17 protein-coding genes are annotated in these 15,837 nt (G+C 61.7%); 8 read left to right on the top strand and 9 right to left on the bottom strand.

Annotated features, from left to right (window positions below; translation table 11 throughout):
• Window positions 1–72: 72 nt before the first annotated feature.
• Complete coding sequence (locus tag L1Z78_RS15465) at window positions 73–474, bottom strand: BLUF domain-containing protein (RefSeq protein ID WP_234637287.1); 402 nt, start codon at window positions 472–474, stop codon at window positions 73–75.
• Window positions 475–685: 211 nt separating this feature from the next.
• Between L1Z78_RS15465 and L1Z78_RS15460 the strand changes: the two genes are divergently transcribed.
• Both L1Z78_RS15460 and L1Z78_RS15455 read left to right on the top strand, forming a co-directional pair.
• A complete protein-coding gene (locus L1Z78_RS15460) occupies window positions 686–1,006 on the top strand; it encodes a hypothetical protein (protein WP_234637286.1) in 321 nt (106 codons plus the stop codon).
• Window positions 1,007–1,062: 56 nt separating this feature from the next.
• Window positions 1,063–1,278 (top strand): integrase core domain-containing protein, encoded by a 216-nt coding sequence (locus tag L1Z78_RS15455; RefSeq protein WP_418921627.1) that lies wholly within the window; start codon window positions 1,063–1,065, stop codon window positions 1,276–1,278.
• Window positions 1,279–1,681: 403 nt separating this feature from the next.
• Here L1Z78_RS15455 and L1Z78_RS15450 read toward each other — a convergent pair whose 3' ends face one another.
• Window positions 1,682–1,888: a hypothetical protein gene (locus tag L1Z78_RS15450; RefSeq protein WP_234637285.1), complete on the bottom strand. Its 207-nt coding sequence runs from the start codon at window positions 1,886–1,888 to the stop codon at window positions 1,682–1,684.
• Window positions 1,889–2,211: 323 nt separating this feature from the next.
• Between L1Z78_RS15450 and L1Z78_RS15445 the strand changes: the two genes are divergently transcribed.
• Both L1Z78_RS15445 and L1Z78_RS15440 read left to right on the top strand, forming a co-directional pair.
• Window positions 2,212–2,514: a cytochrome c gene (locus L1Z78_RS15445; RefSeq protein WP_234642186.1), complete on the top strand. Its 303-nt coding sequence runs from the start codon at window positions 2,212–2,214 to the stop codon at window positions 2,512–2,514.
• A 270-nt stretch (window positions 2,515–2,784) separates the two neighbouring features.
• Complete coding sequence (locus L1Z78_RS15440; RefSeq protein WP_234637284.1) at window positions 2,785–3,069, top strand: H-NS family nucleoid-associated regulatory protein; 285 nt, start codon at window positions 2,785–2,787, stop codon at window positions 3,067–3,069.
• A gap of 190 nt (window positions 3,070–3,259) precedes the next feature.
• On the opposite strand, the gene L1Z78_RS15435 is transcribed toward L1Z78_RS15440, so the two are convergent.
• The 4 genes from L1Z78_RS15435 to L1Z78_RS15420 all read right to left on the bottom strand — a co-directional run bounded on the left by L1Z78_RS15435 (window position 3,260) and on the right by L1Z78_RS15420 (window position 6,701).
• Complete coding sequence (locus tag L1Z78_RS15435; RefSeq protein ID WP_234637283.1) at window positions 3,260–3,577, bottom strand: hypothetical protein; 318 nt, start codon at window positions 3,575–3,577, stop codon at window positions 3,260–3,262.
• 1,282 nt (window positions 3,578–4,859) lie between these two features.
• Window positions 4,860–5,042 carry a hypothetical protein gene (locus L1Z78_RS15430; RefSeq protein WP_234637282.1) on the bottom strand — a complete coding sequence of 61 codons (183 nt, stop codon included), beginning with the start codon at window positions 5,040–5,042 and terminating at the stop codon, window positions 4,860–4,862.
• Window positions 5,043–5,198: 156 nt separating this feature from the next.
• Window positions 5,199–6,233 (bottom strand): linear amide C-N hydrolase, encoded by a 1,035-nt coding sequence (locus L1Z78_RS15425; RefSeq protein WP_234642185.1) that lies wholly within the window; start codon window positions 6,231–6,233, stop codon window positions 5,199–5,201.
• 282 nt (window positions 6,234–6,515) lie between these two features.
• Complete coding sequence (locus L1Z78_RS15420) at window positions 6,516–6,701, bottom strand: hypothetical protein (protein WP_234637281.1); 186 nt, start codon at window positions 6,699–6,701, stop codon at window positions 6,516–6,518.
• A 254-nt stretch (window positions 6,702–6,955) separates the two neighbouring features.
• Here L1Z78_RS15420 and L1Z78_RS15415 point away from each other — a divergent pair, with 254 nt between their 5' ends.
• Both L1Z78_RS15415 and L1Z78_RS15410 read left to right on the top strand, forming a co-directional pair.
• On the top strand, window positions 6,956–7,441 hold the full coding sequence (locus L1Z78_RS15415) for a GNAT family N-acetyltransferase (protein ID WP_234637280.1): 486 nt from the start codon (window positions 6,956–6,958) through the stop codon (window positions 7,439–7,441).
• Between the two features lie 120 nt (window positions 7,442–7,561).
• The gene (locus L1Z78_RS15410) at window positions 7,562–8,863 is read left to right on the top strand and encodes a UDP-N-acetylglucosamine 1-carboxyvinyltransferase (RefSeq protein ID WP_234637279.1); all 1,302 of its coding nucleotides are present in this window, start codon (window positions 7,562–7,564) and stop codon (window positions 8,861–8,863) included.
• Window positions 8,864–9,124: 261 nt separating this feature from the next.
• Here L1Z78_RS15410 and L1Z78_RS15405 read toward each other — a convergent pair whose 3' ends face one another.
• Complete coding sequence (locus L1Z78_RS15405; protein ID WP_234637278.1) at window positions 9,125–10,306, bottom strand: sensor domain-containing diguanylate cyclase; 1,182 nt, start codon at window positions 10,304–10,306, stop codon at window positions 9,125–9,127.
• A gap of 344 nt (window positions 10,307–10,650) precedes the next feature.
• Here L1Z78_RS15405 and L1Z78_RS15400 point away from each other — a divergent pair, with 344 nt between their 5' ends.
• Window positions 10,651–12,213 (top strand): methyl-accepting chemotaxis protein, encoded by a 1,563-nt coding sequence (locus tag L1Z78_RS15400; RefSeq protein ID WP_234637277.1) that lies wholly within the window; start codon window positions 10,651–10,653, stop codon window positions 12,211–12,213.
• Between the two features lie 562 nt (window positions 12,214–12,775).
• On the opposite strand, the gene L1Z78_RS15395 is transcribed toward L1Z78_RS15400, so the two are convergent.
• Both L1Z78_RS15395 and L1Z78_RS27965 read right to left on the bottom strand, forming a co-directional pair.
• On the bottom strand, window positions 12,776–13,066 hold the full coding sequence (locus L1Z78_RS15395) for an H-NS histone family protein (protein WP_234637276.1): 291 nt from the start codon (window positions 13,064–13,066) through the stop codon (window positions 12,776–12,778).
• A 150-nt stretch (window positions 13,067–13,216) separates the two neighbouring features.
• On the bottom strand, window positions 13,217–13,345 hold the full coding sequence (locus tag L1Z78_RS27965; protein WP_267966976.1) for a hypothetical protein: 129 nt from the start codon (window positions 13,343–13,345) through the stop codon (window positions 13,217–13,219).
• 660 nt (window positions 13,346–14,005) lie between these two features.
• On the opposite strand from L1Z78_RS27965, the gene L1Z78_RS15390 reads away from it, so the two are divergent.
• On the top strand, window positions 14,006–15,826 hold the full coding sequence (locus tag L1Z78_RS15390) for a methyl-accepting chemotaxis protein (RefSeq protein WP_234637275.1): 1,821 nt from the start codon (window positions 14,006–14,008) through the stop codon (window positions 15,824–15,826).
• Window positions 15,827–15,837 lie beyond the last annotated feature (11 nt).

Genomic DNA, 15,837 nt, shown 5'->3' with positions numbered 1-15,837 from the left:
AAAGCGCCCGGCATGCGCATTGCCCATGTCTTGAAGTGGGTGCGAGAAAATCTGCCCGCAACCGGGGCAGGGTCAACCTGCATCAAGCTGCGGGATGAGCTCCTGCAGCAGATCCAGCGCGGGGCCGCCGGGTAGTGTGGCCAAGTCGCTGAGAACCTCTACGTCATCGACCACCGCATAGGCCATGGTCCACCTGTCGAAGCGGCGGCGTGTTTCTCGCTCGCGGTGCAGCATGGGGGTGAACTGGACGTGCCTTGGATCCCGCCCCAGAGAGGTGATCAAGGCCTGGATCGGATGGCTTGGTCCTTCGATGTACTGGCAAAAGCACTCGCCGTCGAAAACCAGGACACCGGTGATCTGTGCCGAATTGTTGAAGATCCGGGCTGCTTTGACGATCTGCGCAACACAGGTGACATCGACGCCGGGGGCGAGCTTGCTCTGGTAGAGAAAGCATTCGAGCAGGTTGTTGCTCAAGCTTCCCTCTCTTTCGTAAAGTGGAAAGAGATGGTAGCGTGAAGTGCCCCGTTTGTTGTTGCGAAGTTACATATCTGCTGTTGTGATTTTCCTATCGGAAAAGCCTGCGGTGCTTGTCTGACCTGCAATCCGCCAGCCGTGCCAAGGCAATGGGGAATCCGCGCAACCGAGGGGAAGCGCGATGCGCAAGGGCAGGTGCACGGACGAGCAGATGAAGAGCCAGTGCATCGGCGCACTGGCCCATGAACGTACGGACGCATCGGCGACCTGCTGCGTGCTGCGGGCAACAAGACCAACGACAAGCGCGCGTACCGGATCCTCGGGCTTGCCTGACCTGTCGTTGCGTAAGCGGCGCCTGAAGCTCGAGCGCGTGCTGTTGCACGAGTGCCGGACCATCAATGTGGTCTTGAACATGGACTTCGTCAGCGACAGCCTGGCCAGCGGGCGGCACATCAAGTGCCTGCCCGTAATGGACGACTTCAGCCACGAGTGCGTGGACATCGCTGTTGACCAAGGCATCGGCGGCCAGTAAGTCGTGCACGCGCTCGACCAGGTTGCGAGGCTGGTCGCAGGCAGCGAGAACCGACCATGGGCCAGAGTTCACGAGCCAGGGCCTGCATGGCCTGGGCCCAGGCCAAGGGCGTGCGCCACATCCTTAGCCAGCCCGGCAAGCCCACGCAGAACGCCTATATCGAGAGCTTCAACGGTAAGTTCCGTGACGAGTGCCTGACGAGCACTGGTTCCAAAGCCGGATGTGGGCGCGCTTTGAGATTGCGGGCTCGCAGATCGACTACAACGAGGTAAGGCCGCACAGCAACTGCGGAAGGATGCCGTCAGCGAAGTTCGCGGCGCAGCATCGACAGACAATCGGCGGCGCCGTTGTAAACCCAGCAGTGATCTCCTTCAACCCAGCGGATTCCTCACTCTGATCGTCGCTCAACGAGCGGATGCCGGCCACATACTCCAGGTCCTTTTGCGCTGAAGCGCAATCGAGTGCAAATACCGGAGGTGCCGCAAAGGACCGAACGGTGAGGGCGGTGATAGACCGCATGAAATCCGGCAATGATGATTTTATGGGGGAAATGGTACATGAGCCACCTCCGGCGCGCTCCGTGATCAGGAGCGATGCCCCTGTCCTGAATTTTTCATTGGGGGAGTGCGGCAGAAGGTTGGATCCGATGAGAAAGATGCCTGCAAGAGAAGGCCTTCATTGTTCGGCCGCGCGAATGCTGGCCTTGGTAGCTGCCTCCGCTGCCTCTCTGGCCAGTTGCTCGGCCCGCAAGACATCTTCCGGGGTTGCCGTTGATTTTCCGTCGTAGCCGCCAGTGGCGCGCTCACCCAGACGGATGGTGGAAACATGGGCCGCACCGTAAGCCAGGGTTGCGGCAATGACCAGTAGCAGAATCAGTCTCATGCGTTGCATTGTGCCGTGAGCCGTATCCGAGCGCTCATCGGCCCCAACAGGCGCATCGCTGCCATAGCAGCTTGATGCCCGCTTTGAGTGCGGTCCAAAAGCCGAAGTTGGCAAGGCTTGTGGGTCCAGCCTGGAACGTCTTGTGGTGCATGGAAAGAAGCTGGTAGATGGCTGAACTCCTCAAATGCTTTGAGTTCTAATTCATGATTTTCCTTTAAATTTCAGGAGGTGTTGTGAAATTCAAAAAATAGCCTGGTGTTTGTGTCTTGATTTTATATCGATGCCACTGATGCTATTTGTGATGAACGGTTTCGGGAGATGACATCAACGGCAAGAGGATTTTTATTGCAAGATGTGCGATGTGTCACGGGGAGGCTATGAAAGCCGCCAAGTGCCTGGCGAATAAGAGCATCCCGCCAACCCCTGATCTCATAACTGCCTCATTCAAGCGCAGGTTGGATGATTATCCAGGTGTGATCGTCTCTTCGATCATGCTCTGCCCCAACGGAGATCTCATGCCGAAAACCTTGAGGGAGAATGCCATCAAATTGCCACCGCATGCCTGGACTTACAAGGATTTTCGAGACATCAAAGAATATATGAGTGCCGTGATCTTGAAAAATTGATGCTGCCTGCGTTTTTTTTGCCTGGCTGCATCGACTTTGTGGTCTTGCGGTGTGCGGCACGACAGGCTCCGCCGGCAGTGACTTCTGCGCATGTCGATGTTGTCTGGACGGACTCCGGCCATGCGCTGCAAGTGCATGACCCTGCTTGCGGTAGGGCGTTGAACCGGCCTGGACTTGCCTCCTGCCCCTCCATCGTCATGGTTCATATCCGACAGACGTCATTTTCTGCATAGAATGTCATATCGCTAGCATACAACCCATGAGAAAGCCATGACAGTTGATTACAAGACGCTCCTCCAGCAGAGAGCCGAGATCGAAGCCAAGATTGCTGAGGTCCTGAAAGTCGAAAAAGGAACCGCGATTGCCCAGGTGCGAGAGTTGGTCAGGCAGTACGAACTGACGCAGGAGGACCTGTTCGGCGCCGGCAAACGCAAGGCCTCTGGCAGCGTGGGCGTTGCGAAGTACCGCGACCCTGCCACGGGCGCTACCTGGACCGGCCGCGGCAAGCCGCCGAACTGGATCAACGGCAAGGACCGGACTGCGTTCGAGATCTGAAAGAAGGCCCGCAGTTGCGGGCTTTTTCTTTGTGGGTCAGCAGGTTGGAGGTGCTGCTCGTTGATGGAGTTGGCGTGTCGGCCGGGATACATTTCCCGCAGCTGAGACCATCCACGAAGCCCCTCCCTGCGTCCTGGCGGGTCGCGTTGAGCGGATACGTCCTGTGTCTTGGCGGCAGGCTGGCAGCGGCCTATCTGCTGGCAAGAAGCGTTTCACTGCTTGAAACCGTTCTAAGCGGCGGTGCCCATTGCTGCTCTTTCTGTACCCCGGCCATCGAGCCTTGCTGTGGATGTGGCCGGCCAACGGCGAGAAAGGCGTGTCTGCTGTACAGCTGCTCCCGCGGCTGCTCTTTCCAAGTCTTGAGCAGCATGGTCATCGCTGCCGCGCTAGTCAACAGCAATACGACAACCGCACAGATTGGGCCCATGTCCAGCGAAGGCACATCAACGCCCTTGAGCGATAGCCAGCTCTGTGAGCGCAGTTCACGGGGTTCATCGGGATCTGCCATGACATCTCCACACCGTTTCAGGTGGTTGAATGCTATGTCTTGGTGTGCATGCCAACAATATGGAGTCTTTGACAGGCTGTGAGGGTGTACAGCGATTCTCGACGACCTTTGCGAATGGGGGCTCAAGGATGAGGCTCTGATCCAGGCTGGCAGCATTTGTGCATTCCTGCCAGTTGGTTGCAGCGTCTGGGTCAAGCCGAAGAAGGAGCTACCAGGTGCTGCAGATGGATGAGCGGTCAAGGCCGCCCTTGCCCGTCAAGGGGGTGAGCGGCCTGTGCGCATGAATCCATTTTTTCGAAGGACACGATGACCCGGTCATTGTGCTCGTTGTCATCGGCGGTCCTCCTAGGGGGCAACGGCCATGCCGAACCAGCGAGGTGCCAATGGCGTGGCCGTGCCATGCCGGATCCGCGAGAAGCGCATCCACGTGGCCCTGGTCAAAGGGCATGAAGGACGAGGGGTCATTCGCATCCACGGCGATCCACAGGGGCATGGGGCAGCAAGTCATGCACCATCATTCCCAGCGCCTGGCGGTCGCTTGCTACTTGCCACTGTCCATCGCGACACGTGCGGTGAAGCTCTGAAATGATGCCTGCCTCTGTGGGCGTCGAGCCGGCAGTGGGCCGCCGGGCAGCGGCAGTCGTCAATGTACTGGCAGCGTCATCGAAGCAGGGGCCGACGGAAGCTCTGCCAGTTTCTGCGAGCAGTCGCGGCACACATGCCATGAGTGGAAACGGCGGGCACCTGCGGCGGGCTTTTCCTGCTCGCACTGGATGCAGACGATGGCAGGGGCAAGGTCCGAGAGCCTGATCGGCTCGCGGCCTTTCTTGGGACTGCGCATGATGTTCCTTTGCGTTGCTGTTCCTGATGGCATTGGGCCGGGCGGCCGTGCAGGCGTGGGTCAGCCGGAGCCTCGCTGAGGTGTCGCACGAGGTCTGCTTCGCCAGTGCGTCGGTGCCGTGTCCAGGAGCAAAGGTGGCGTATCTGTGAGGATGGGGGAAGTCGGCTGTGGCTGAGCGCACAGTGCTGACGACCTGGTTCCGTTGCTATGCCGCCCACAGCAATTGCGCTGCAACCGCGAGCGAGGTGGCCAGCAGCGTGATCAATATGACGGTCGCGGCAATGGTGACTGCTGCATGCCATTTCGTGCGAGCGCGCGAGTGCTGGCGGATGCACGGTGCTTCCACGGAGTCCAGCGCTGCAATTCTTGTCAGCCAGTCCGCGGAGCCTGGCTGCGGCTGGTTGGAGGACGGGGCCTGGGCGGCAGAGGAATTGCGCCCATTCATTGCGCAAGCTCCCGGCGCATCTCCTCGAGAACCTGTATGGCTCCCTGGATCATGGCCCGGCGATGCTCAAGCTGTTCCCTGCGTGCGAGCACTTCCCGCAGTTGCTCCGTCGCCAGCGCCTCATCGGCCCGCAGCTTCCTCAGCCGCTCATCTATGGCCTCGATTTCGGGGGCGCTCATCTACCGATCCTCCAGCAACATGGGGCGGCCATCAAGGCGCCCCTGCTCACATTTCACACGAATGCTGGAATTATCGGCCTACCTTAGCCTTGGGCTATGGATGAATTGACATAGATTGTCATCGACTTGGCCGAGGCCGGGCTGGTGGTCATGTGCTCATCCAATCCCGAGGAACCTGAAGGGCGCGGAGGGCTGGAACTGGCGCGTGGCATCTCCCGAGAAGGTGTGGTTCTGGTCCGGGCCAAGGTCCAGCTTGAGCACCTTGCCTGATTCCTTGCTGAAGTCCAGGACCTTGAGATCAACCCAGAAGGTATTGGGGGTCAGGGCTGATTCGAAGAAGTACAGCTTGCGCTGGTGGTCGAACACGGTTCTCCAGCGTGTCGATGAAATGTTGGGCTCTTGCGGTGTGTTGAGCCCGTAGGGAACCGAAGCGTTGCGGATCACGCTGAAGACGCTGGCCAGAGCCTTGTTCGGATCCTGGCTCTTGGGGATGGCGTCGACATAGAAAGAGGCCCTGGCGAACCGGTCTGCGGCACGGTTGGTGCCGGGCAGCATCGTGGTGCCGCCCACCTGCTTCCAGTAGGCGTTGAGTGCCAGTTGCTGCTCGAATACCGGAGAGTTGGTCATGACCTGGTACTCACGACTGTGGTGTATCACCTGCCGACCGTTGATGTATTCGATGATGGCACTGTCGCCGCTGGCATCCGACATCGACAGGTGCAAAGTCGTGAGGCGATTTTCTCCGGGAACGTTGTCGGAGACGATGGTGAAAGGCTCCTTTTCCAGGGTCGAAACGGCCTCTTGCACCGTGGCAAAGTTGTCGAGCACGTATTGGGCCCAGGCCGCGATGGTCAGCCCTGGCTTGCTGTCGGCACCGAACGCCGGATATTCGGACTCTACCAGCCATAGCAGGTTGGCATTCAAGCCCGCCTCGTTGACGCCGTCCGTGGTGGAGACGTCGTAGCCGGAGGTGACCACGCTGCCGTACTTGGAGATCCAGCGCAGCGAGTTGGGGCCGGCCTGCCCTGTGCGCTCCATGCCGCGGGGCAGTACCCAGAGATTGCTGACGATATCGCTTTTCCAGTCCATGGACCGGGCCGTCACCACTTGGCCATTGGCTCCGAGAAACACGAGGCGCGTGCATGCCAAAGCACCGGACAATGCGGCCGTGCCGGCAAGGCCCAGCAACATGGCGCCCGCGAGGGGGCGGATTCGCAATCTGCTTTTTTTCAAGAGTGACTCCCTGAAAGTGCAATGAAGCGGCGCCAGTCTAAGCGACGATGAATGGCAGTCAAGTCAGAAAAATCCGTTCTTCGGAAAATCCGGTCTCAGCGATGGTGTCATCGGGCACGTGCTCATCAGATTCCACCCTGGAAAATCGGGCTGGCCAGCAGGGCTATGGCAAACGAGAGGGCGGACATCGCGGACCAGAGAAAGACGAGGAATATGTGATGCATTGCGTGCTCCCTGACCTCAATCGCCCCGGCGGCCCTGAAACATCTGTCCGATGGCGCTCAGGCATCGCCGCCAGGATCGGGGTCGCGACTGCAACAGCAGCAGCTGCGAGCTCCCGCGAACGGGAAAGGCCTCCAGCAGGCTGCGGTGGTAGCGCGCATCCGGGTCGGGGTTGAAAGTCTCGGCAGGAACGATTCGACGCATCTTGTATCTCCGAAGAGGTTCGGCACAAGCGCTTGCCCGCAAGCGCCACTTTGATGCCAGTGATTTCAATTCGTTGCACGGTGTTGCGGTGCGGGTCAGGTTTGAGGTTGCATGTAGGCCAATTCGATACGGTGTGTCTGTGTCTGGCGCGGATGTTGTCGGCGATGAGGCAAAGCAAACCGCCTGACACAGGGGCTGCTGCTTCCTTAGAATTTCCTGATCAGACGATCAACCCGCATCCAGCCAGGAGTTACATGCCTTCCGCCATCGCCCCTCTTCAGATCCGTTGCGTTACCCAGGCAGACAAGCCTGGCTGGCTTCCTCTTTGGCAGGGCTACAACGCCTTTTACGGTCGAAGCGGGGAGACGGCTCTGCCCGACCAGATCACCCAGGCGACGTGGCAGCGCTTCCTCAACCCCCTGGAGCCGGTTTTCGCACTGGTGGCCGAAAGCGAGGGCGAGCTGGTAGGGCTGGCCCATTACCTGTTCCATCGCAGCACCACGCGGCTGGAGCCGGTGTGCTACCTCCAGGACCTGTATGCCGACACGCGCCGGCGCAAACAGGGCATAGGCAGATCGCTCATACAGGCCGTCTATGCGCAGGCGGCACAAGCCGGTGCGCGCCGGGTCTATTGGCAGACACAGGCGTCCAATGAGGCTGGGCGTGCCCTGTATGACCGCGTTGCCGAGCATCGTGGCTTCATCGTCTATGCCCGGGAAGGCCTTGAAGTCACGAGCTGAGGCTGTCCTCAAAGGCAACCTGTTGAAACAGCGCCTTCCCGGGGCCTGAGTCGGGGTCGGGGCAGGGTCCGGCAACCCTAGAATCGGGTGTTGTCCCACCGCTGCCTTTGCTGCATCCCCATGTCCAACCTCATCGTCCACGGCGGCACGCCTCTGCGCGGCCGCGTCGTCCCCTCCGCCAACAAGAATGCCGTGTTGCCCATACTGTGCGCGACGCTGCTGACCGATCAGCCGCTGCTGCTGCACGGGGTGCCGGACATCACGGATGTGCGCAAGATCCTCGACATCTTCCGCACGCTGGGCAGCGAGGTGCGGCTGGACGAAGACACGCGCACGCTGCGCCTGCACCACCGCGACACGCATTTCGATGCGTCCTCGCACCGCCTGCCCGAGGAGATGCGCTCCTCCATCATGCTGGTTCCTCCGCTACTGGCGCGCTTCGGCGTTGCCCGCCTGGAGGACAACGTCAAGGGGTGCACGCTGGGTGTGCGCGAGATCGACCCGCACGTGGACATCTTCCGCTCCTTCGGCGGAGAGGTGGAGCGGACCAGCGGCTCGCTGCTGATCCGCCGGTCCGCTGCGCTCATGCCCGTACGCCACTGGCTGGACTATGCATCCGTCACCGCCACGGAGAACTTCGTGCTGTGCGCTGTCGCGGCGCAGGGAGAGTCCGTTCTGACCAACGCCGCCTGCGAGCCTCATGTACAGGAGTTTTGCCGTTTCATGGTCATGATGGGCGCCGATATCGACGGCATCGGCACCTCGCGGCTCACGGTGCGCGGTGGCACTGCGCTGGGCGGGGGCGAGTTCACGTTCGAGGAGGATTTCCATGAGATCACCACCTTCCTCGCTCTTGGTGCCATCACGGGTGGTGATGTGCAGGTCCGCAACAGCACGCCAGGCAACTTTCCCCTGATCGATCGGACCTTCGCCAAGTTCGGTGTCCAGGTCGAGCATCGGGACGGCTGGTCGCGCGCACTGCGCAACGGGCCGCTGAAGGTACAGACGCCGTTCACCAGCAATGTGCTCACCAAGGTCGAGGCGGCGCCCTGGCCCTATTTCCCGGTGGATCTGCTGCCTATCTTCATCGCCTTGGGCGTGCATGCCCAGGGCAATGCGCTGTTCTGGAACAAGATCTATGACGGAGCGCTGGGCTGGACGGGAGAGCTGTCCAAGTTCGGCGCCCATGTGTTTTCCTCCGATCCGCACCGTGTGGTCACCTTCGGGGGCAACCCGCTGACGCCGGCTGTGGTGGAGAGCCCCTACATCATCCGCGTGGCCATTGCGTTGTTCATGGTGGCCAGCAGCATCGAAGGCCGCTCTGAAATCCGCAACGCCACGCCCATCCGCCGCGCGCATCCGCATTTTGTCGAGAACCTGCGCAGCCTGGGTGCGCGCGTGGAATGGACCAACGAGGATTGAGCATGGGGCCTATGCGCCAGGCGTCGGGAGGCTGTGCGTGACCCGTCCCAGGCATGGGCGGATCGGCGAAGCTTCACCACCGGGAAATCCACGCGCATGTCGAAGGCAACTTTGGCATGGCTGGTGAACAGGTCTTTGCATGTGCATCGACAGTTTCCAAGGCATTCGGGCAGCGCCTGAGGCTGCCGCCGCGCGGATGGCTGGCGCAACGCCGCCAGCAGCGGTGCTCCCAGGAGGGCGCCGGGCCGGTGCCACGGCGGGTCATGCCGTCAGCGATACCTGCTGCCTGGTTTCAGGATCCACATGGATGCGGTCCCGGCCGGCCTGCTTGGCGGCATAGAGCAGGTTGTCTGCCCGTGTCAGTGCTTCGGTAAAGGCGGTGTTGGTGCCCACGGGGGCAATGCCGAAGCTGATGGTCACTCGCTGGCCGGCGGCCAGCACATAGCCATCCGCGCTCAGCTGCGCCCGGATGCGCTGGGCAACGCGTTCTGCCTCGTCGGTGGTGGTGCGCATCAACAGCAGCACGAACTCCTCGCCGCCGAAGCGGGATACCAGATCGTCGCTGCGCACATGCTGTGTCAGAGTCCTGGCCACGGCCTGCAGCACGCGGTCACCGCAGTCATGGCCCCAGGTGTCATTGATATGCTTGAAGTGGTCGATGTCGCCGATCAGCACCGAGACAGGTGCCATCTGGGGACTGGCCAGGCGCAGTTCGGCGGCCTCCTGGAAGGCCCGACGGTTGAGCAGGTTGGTCAGCGAGTCCCGGTTGCGCTCTTCGCGCAGCGCGGTGAACACATCGCGCACGGTGCATGCCAGCAGCATGAGCGTGAACAGCAGGGCAAACGCCAGCGTGCTGCCCAATGTCACCAGCCAGTAGATGGAGCGCGTGATCTCGTCGAGGTCCTCGCTGCCCAGCGCCAGCACCAGCAGCGGCCGCGCGACCGTGTAGGCGGCAAAGACCACGTAGGACCAGTAGAGCATGCTCTCCAGCCAGTCACGCGGTGGTTTGCGCCGCAAGATACCCGGTGCCGGCAGCATTTGAAGCAGGCCCAGGCCCGCGTTCAGCCAGTGCACGCGCACCCACAGGTCGACCTGAACGCGGCTGTAGTAGAACAGTGCGACGAGGACGACACCGCCAATGAGAAAGCCCAGCATGGGATAGGCCGACACGCCATAGCGGCCCGCCATGCAGCGCGCAAAACACCAGGTGCCCAGCAGATACATGGCGCCCGTGGCCACGGCCCAGCGATGCAGTTCTTCCCGTGGAACCAGGCTTTGCCAGGCCAGGGCCAGTGCAACCAGGGCGTAGCCTCCGGCGATCCACAGCAGATAACGCTGGCGTCGCTGGACCAGCCAGCACGCGGCCAGCGTGCCGCCGAGCAGCAGGATGCTCAATGGGGCGATCAGGACATAGAGGCGGTCGGTATCTAGGGACACATTCACAGCGTGTGATGCACTTTTTGCGTGCCGTTGGCGACGGTTCCCGGAGGAGGCCCTGAAACAGGGTGGGCCTGATTCAAAACATGCAGGCAGACCATTGTGCATCCGGTGCAGCGGGCATTGGCGTATCTGCCCGGTGATATTGCGTCCTTGGGGCCTCAAGGCGATATCGGACCTACCCCCGGATGAGCTAAAGTGCCGGGCTTTTTTGACGAAAGAACACATCATCTTTTCCGGATCGCTTCCATGCCTGGCATGGGGCGTCTTTCGAGACAACAGCCTCGGGCTTGCCTGGGGGCTGCTTGTTCCTCCACCTTCTGTTCTGTTTTCCGACGAGAGTTCTACGAATGAAATTTGATCAATGGAGCGTGTCCGCCAAGCTTTGGGGAACGCTGGGCGGTTTGCTGGCCATGATGCTTGCAGTCTCGCTGTGGGCGCAGTTCGCCGCAGCCCGCGCCATGGACCAGGGCATGCGCACATTGTCCGAATATGAAAATCGCATCAGCCTGGCCATCCAGTGGAAGGGCGCGACCGAGACCACGGGCGAGCGGGTATTGGCCAGCAATGCGTCCACCGACGAGGAGTTGACCAGGCTGCTCGATGGCCGTGTCAAGGATGGTTCCGGCCTGATCACTCAATTGCAGGCTGAAGTGGTCAAGGGGGCAAGCGAGGCCGACAAGGCAGCGCTCGAGCGCATCGCCGCCATACGGACAGAGGTGCTGGCGCTGAACAAGCAGGCGCGTGAGATCAAGCTCACCGGTGACACAGCTGCCTTCAGGGATTTTGTCCAGCAGCGCTACCTGGGCGCGATTGCGCGCTATGTGGATTCGCTGGAGGTCTTCGTTCAGTTGCAGCGCAGCCAGAGAGACGTGGCGCGCGACCAGGCGCAGGCGACACGCCAGCAGGCCGCCGTGCTGGCCTGGACCGTGCAGGGCGTCGTCCTGCTGGTCGGGCTGTTGCTGGCGTTCGTGCTGACGCGCGCCATCACCCGTCCTCTGGAGCGGGCGGTGCAGCTCACCGATGCCATCGCACAGGGTGATCTCACGGTCTCTGCCGAAGACAGCCGAAAGGACGAATTCGGACACTTGCTGCGCTCCGTTTCCGGCATGGCCGCGCGACTGCGTGGCCTGGTGACGGAGGTGCGTGACAGCGTGCACTCCATTTCATCGGCATCCACTGAAATTGCAGCGGGCAATCACAACCTTTCTTCGCGCACCGAGCAGACCGCATCCAATCTGGAGGAGACGGCAGCCAGCATGGAACAGCTCACCGCGACCGTAGGTCAGGCGGCCGACACGGCCCGGCAGGCCAACCACCTCGCGGGCAGTGCGGCCCAGGCCGCGGAGCGTGGCGGTGCCGTGGTCGGCCATGTGGTGGCCAGCATGGACCGCATCAGCGACAGTGCGCGGCGGATCTCGGACATCATCGGAGTGATCGATTCCATTGCCTTCCAGACCAATATCCTTGCGCTCAATGCTGCCGTCGAGGCTGCCCGAGCGGGTGAGCAAGGCCGTGGCTTCGCCGTCGTGGCCGGAGAGGTAAGGGCCCTGGCGCACCGCAGTGCGGAAGCGGCCAAGGAGATCAAGGGCCTGATCAGTACGTCGGTGGATGCCGCGCAGGAAGGCTCTGCCCAGGTGGCCCAGGCCGGCCAGGTGATGGATGACATCGTGACCAGCGTGCGCAAGGTCTCGGACATGATTGGCGAGATCACGGCATCCTCCACCGAACAGCGCGACGGCATCGGCCAAGTCAATCAGGCCGTGAGCCATCTGGACCAGATGACCCAGCAGAACGCGGCCCTGGTGGAGGAGTCCGCCGCCGCTGCGGCCGCCCTCAGCGAACAGGCCCAGCGCCTGTCGGGCATGGTGGCCGTTTTCAAGGTCGGCGCGGCCGTGCCTGCGCTGCGCTGACCCGATGCTGCACTGTCGGTGGGGGCGCCGTCGAGGGCCTCAAGAGCCTGTGGTCGACCAGCCATTGACAGCAAGGGCGCCCGCTGCGAAGACGGAGCGACCTGGGGACGCGTCCGTGAAGAGAAGAGCCGGTGCCCTTGCGGGCGTGCCAGGGTAAGTCAGTGAGAGGGAGGGAGGAGATAGTCTCCCTGGCCCGGCTTGAAAACAGTTCGTGGCGATGTGATGGCCTGCACCGCATAGCGAAGCAGGCCGTTGTCTGTTCTGGATGCACCAGCAAGGCCGATGATGTCGTGGCGCATCCAATGTGTCTTTGGAGGATCCGGATGTAGGACAGTTCCCCGGGGATACCTGCTGTTGCCCTTGTCATGAACCCTTGAGCTCCGAAACATGCCGGCCTCAATGGTTTGCACATCGACAGCTACATTGAAGAATTTGTAACTTCCGAGCAATAGGGTTAACCCGAGTTTCTGGAGCAGCCAGAAGAGTGGCGAGGACAGCAAAAAGCCCGCGCTTGGCGGGCTTGGTCGCAGCCGGGCTGCTGCAGGTGCGGGGGCTAACCCCTTCATATGATGAAAGGGGTACGGTCCTTGCCTTCAATCCAGCGAGGCTGCTTGCCGCGACCGGTCCAGGTGGCACCGGAGGCGGGATCGCGGTACTTGGGAATGCCGACGACGCGGGTGCCCGCCTTGGAGGCGCGGGCCGAGGGGAAGACATCGGCCTCGGTCAAGGCGTACTGTTGAATGATGGCCCGTGCCTGGGCAACGGCACCGGACTTCTCGGTTTTGAGCACTTCGGCGATCTGCGCTTCGAGCTCGGCTTTTTGCTGCAGCAGGGTCTTGTAGTCGTGTGTCATGAATATCGATGAATGTTGATCTGCCAATATAAAGGAATCCGCAAGGACTTCTGGCAAAGTGAGCCTACACTGCCGCGCAACACTTGGATGACGGCATGCGTATTGTTTGAACCTCAGGAGCCGCACAGGTTCCGAAAGGCTGGCTTCACTTCAGGCAATGCGCACACTGATCTTGGTGGCGCCTGGAAAGCGCGCCATAGCATCGGCAACTGCGGCGCAGGTGCTGGGAAACAAGGCTGTGTAGCAGGCGCCGGCCACTTTGATGATGCATCGCTTCATGTCTCTCTCCCCTTGAATGACAGACTGTCCTTGTTATCGGCAGCCTTGTATCAAGATGAAACATTTTTGCGAGTGCCTGCTGCAATCAGGCGTGCCCTTCTCCACAGGCATGGCAGGAAGGGAAAAAAAAGCCGCGTGGTGCACCCCAAAAATATGAGGGAGGGAAAACACAGGGTGCGCGGCACAAACGGCAGAACCCTGCAGGCAAGGTTCTGGCGTTTGTGGCGGATGTTCACAGGCCGCAGACGAGAGTACAGGCGTGTTACAAATTGACACTATAGCATGCCTGCGCAGCGGCTGTGCGCCGTTCTTGCAAAACCCTGACGGCATATTTCTTGGCTGCCGTACCCGTTTCCATGAGGTTTTCGAGGAGGCCCTTGTCGAATGCGCGTCAGGGTTCGCACGCCGGTTCCCGGGCTGCGCCGCTGATCTGGCGCGGTGCGTTCCCACGGCTTTGCCGGTACCTGGGGTGGCGCCAGGCCGTGCAGCTCGACGCCTGGAGGGACGAGATCATGGAGCACCGCGCGGCTGTGTGAGGCAGGCCCGGCAAGTGTCTAACTGCAAGGGCAAGTACGCACTCTTTCTGCTCTAGCGGCGTGCACAAGTCGGATAGGCTCGGTGGGCATTCATAGTCACCGTTCTTGCCTCCATCGACGCATCATGCTCCAAACATTACGTGCACGCCTGATCCTTATCTGCGTAGCGATCACCGTGGTCGCGCTGTTCGCGCTGTCCATGGCCACTTTCTGGACGGCGCGCAACAGCACGCTGGCCAATATCGACGACAACATCGGGCAGCTTACGCAGGCCCATGCGTCATCCCTGGCCGACTGGGTCCAGGACAAGCAGCGCATCACCGGTTCGCTGAAGAAGGCCGTGGACCAGGCTGATCCCATACCCTTCCTGCTGGCGGCACAGCAGGCAGGCGGATTCGACGATGCCTATTTCGTGCACGCCGACAAGCGGGCCGTGTTTTCCCATCCCATGCCCGAGAACTACGACGGTACCCAGCGCGACTGGTACAAGCAGGGCGCACGCGAAGGCCGGCCAGGCGTGACGCCTGCCTACGTCGACGCCAGCACGGGCGAGCTGACCATCAGCTTCGTGGAGCCCGTCGGGGCTGCGGGCGCGCCTAGCGCCGTGGTCGGTACCGATGTCCGACTGGCTGCCATGTCCCGCAAGGTGGCAGCCATCCGGCCCCAGGAAAAGAGCTTCGCCTTCCTGATCGATGGCGAAGGTCGGTTGCTGGCCTATGCCAAGCCGGAACTTGCGCTCAAGCCCGCGTCGGCGATTGCGCCTGAACTCGATGCCGCCATGGTCAGGCGGCTGGCGGAGCAGGGAGGCCGTGCCGATCTGACCCTCGACGGCGTACCGCAGATGGCCTATGCAGCCAAGGTCGAGGGTACGCCCTGGATCCTTGCCGTGGTGATCGATCGCGCGCAGGCCACGCAGTCCGTGCAGGCACTGCTGAATGTGGCGGCTGTCATCACCGTGCTGTCCGTGCTGGGTGCGGCCGTGTTGTTGACGGTAGCCTTGCGACGCATGCTGAACCGCCTGTCGGTGGCGCGTGATGCGCTCCAGGACATCGCGTCGGGAGAGGGCGATCTGACACGACGCCTGACATCTCAGGGTCAGGACGAGTTGGCGCAGATCGGCCAGGCCTTCAACCATTTCGTGGACAAGATTGCCTCGGTGCTGCTGCGCATACGTGAATCCTCGGAGTCGGTGCGCATGGCGTCGGCGGAGATCGCCGGAGGCAACCAGGATCTGTCGTCCCGTACGGAACAGCAGGCCAGCTCGCTGGAACAGACGGCAGCCGCCATGGAGCAGATCACCGCGACGGTCCAGCAGAATGCAGCCAATGCACGCCAGGCCAGCGAGCTGGCAAGCAGTGCCTCGCAGATCGCGACGCAGGGCGGAGAAGCGGTGGGACAGGTCGTGCAGACCATGGGGGGCATCGAGGCTTCGGCGCGCAAGATCGAAAGCATCATCGGAGTGATCGACTCGATCGCATTCCAGACCAACATCCTGGCCCTGAACGCGGCGGTGGAGGCCGCACGGGCCGGTGAGCAGGGGCGGGGGTTTGCCGTGGTGGCCAGTGAGGTGCGCACACTTGCGCAGCGCAGCGCCACGGCAGCCCGCGAGATCAAGGCGCTGATCGATGATTCGGTCAACCAGATAGATACCGGCAGCCGGCTGGTGCGCGATGCCGGGGCGACCATCGACCAGGCTGTGGATGGCGTGCGCAAGCTCAGCTCGCTGGTAGCCGAGATCAGCAATGCCAGCCAGGAGCAGAGCCGGGGCATTGCCGAGGTGGGCAGTGCCATCGGTCAGATGGACCAGGTCACGCAGCAGAACGCCGCGCTGGTGGAAGAGGTCACGGCTGCCGCGCAGTCGTTGCAGCAGCAGGCCGTGCAACTGGCGCAGGCTGTGGCGGGTTTCAAGCTCGACGATGCGCGTGCGCTCCAGCGGCTGCGATAGCCGTTGAAAGC

It is taken from the genome of Delftia tsuruhatensis (assembly GCF_903815225.1).
Classification (GTDB): domain Bacteria; phylum Pseudomonadota; class Gammaproteobacteria; order Burkholderiales; family Burkholderiaceae_C; genus Comamonas; species Comamonas tsuruhatensis_A.
This window is presented reverse-complemented; position numbering and strand designations above follow the sequence as displayed.

What these genes read in the sequence shown, in the direction of transcription:
- L1Z78_RS15460 (WP_234637286.1), top strand. Translation starts at nt 686, where the DNA reads ATGAAGAGCCAGTGCATCGGCGCACTGGCCCATGAACGTACGGACGCA.
- L1Z78_RS15455 (WP_418921627.1), top strand. Translation starts at nt 1,063, where the DNA reads ATGGGCCAGAGTTCACGAGCCAGGGCCTGCATGGCCTGGGCCCAGGCC.
- L1Z78_RS15450 (WP_234637285.1), bottom strand. Translation starts at nt 1,888, where the DNA reads ATGAGACTGATTCTGCTACTGGTCATTGCCGCAACCCTGGCTTACGGT.
- L1Z78_RS15440 (WP_234637284.1), top strand. Translation starts at nt 2,785, where the DNA reads ATGACAGTTGATTACAAGACGCTCCTCCAGCAGAGAGCCGAGATCGAA.
- L1Z78_RS15435 (WP_234637283.1), bottom strand. Translation starts at nt 3,577, where the DNA reads ATGGCAGATCCCGATGAACCCCGTGAACTGCGCTCACAGAGCTGGCTA.
- L1Z78_RS15430 (WP_234637282.1), bottom strand. Translation starts at nt 5,042, where the DNA reads ATGAGCGCCCCCGAAATCGAGGCCATAGATGAGCGGCTGAGGAAGCTG.
- L1Z78_RS15425 (WP_234642185.1), bottom strand. Translation starts at nt 6,233, where the DNA reads ATGTTGCTGGGCCTTGCCGGCACGGCCGCATTGTCCGGTGCTTTGGCA.
- L1Z78_RS15420 (WP_234637281.1), bottom strand. Translation starts at nt 6,701, where the DNA reads ATGCGTCGAATCGTTCCTGCCGAGACTTTCAACCCCGACCCGGATGCG.
- L1Z78_RS15415 (WP_234637280.1), top strand. Translation starts at nt 6,956, where the DNA reads ATGCCTTCCGCCATCGCCCCTCTTCAGATCCGTTGCGTTACCCAGGCA.
- L1Z78_RS15410 (WP_234637279.1), top strand. Translation starts at nt 7,562, where the DNA reads ATGTCCAACCTCATCGTCCACGGCGGCACGCCTCTGCGCGGCCGCGTC.
- L1Z78_RS15400 (WP_234637277.1), top strand. Translation starts at nt 10,651, where the DNA reads ATGAAATTTGATCAATGGAGCGTGTCCGCCAAGCTTTGGGGAACGCTG.
- L1Z78_RS15395 (WP_234637276.1), bottom strand. Translation starts at nt 13,066, where the DNA reads ATGACACACGACTACAAGACCCTGCTGCAGCAAAAAGCCGAGCTCGAA.
- L1Z78_RS27965 (WP_267966976.1), bottom strand. Translation starts at nt 13,345, where the DNA reads ATGAAGCGATGCATCATCAAAGTGGCCGGCGCCTGCTACACAGCCTTG.
- L1Z78_RS15390 (WP_234637275.1), top strand. Translation starts at nt 14,006, where the DNA reads ATGCTCCAAACATTACGTGCACGCCTGATCCTTATCTGCGTAGCGATC.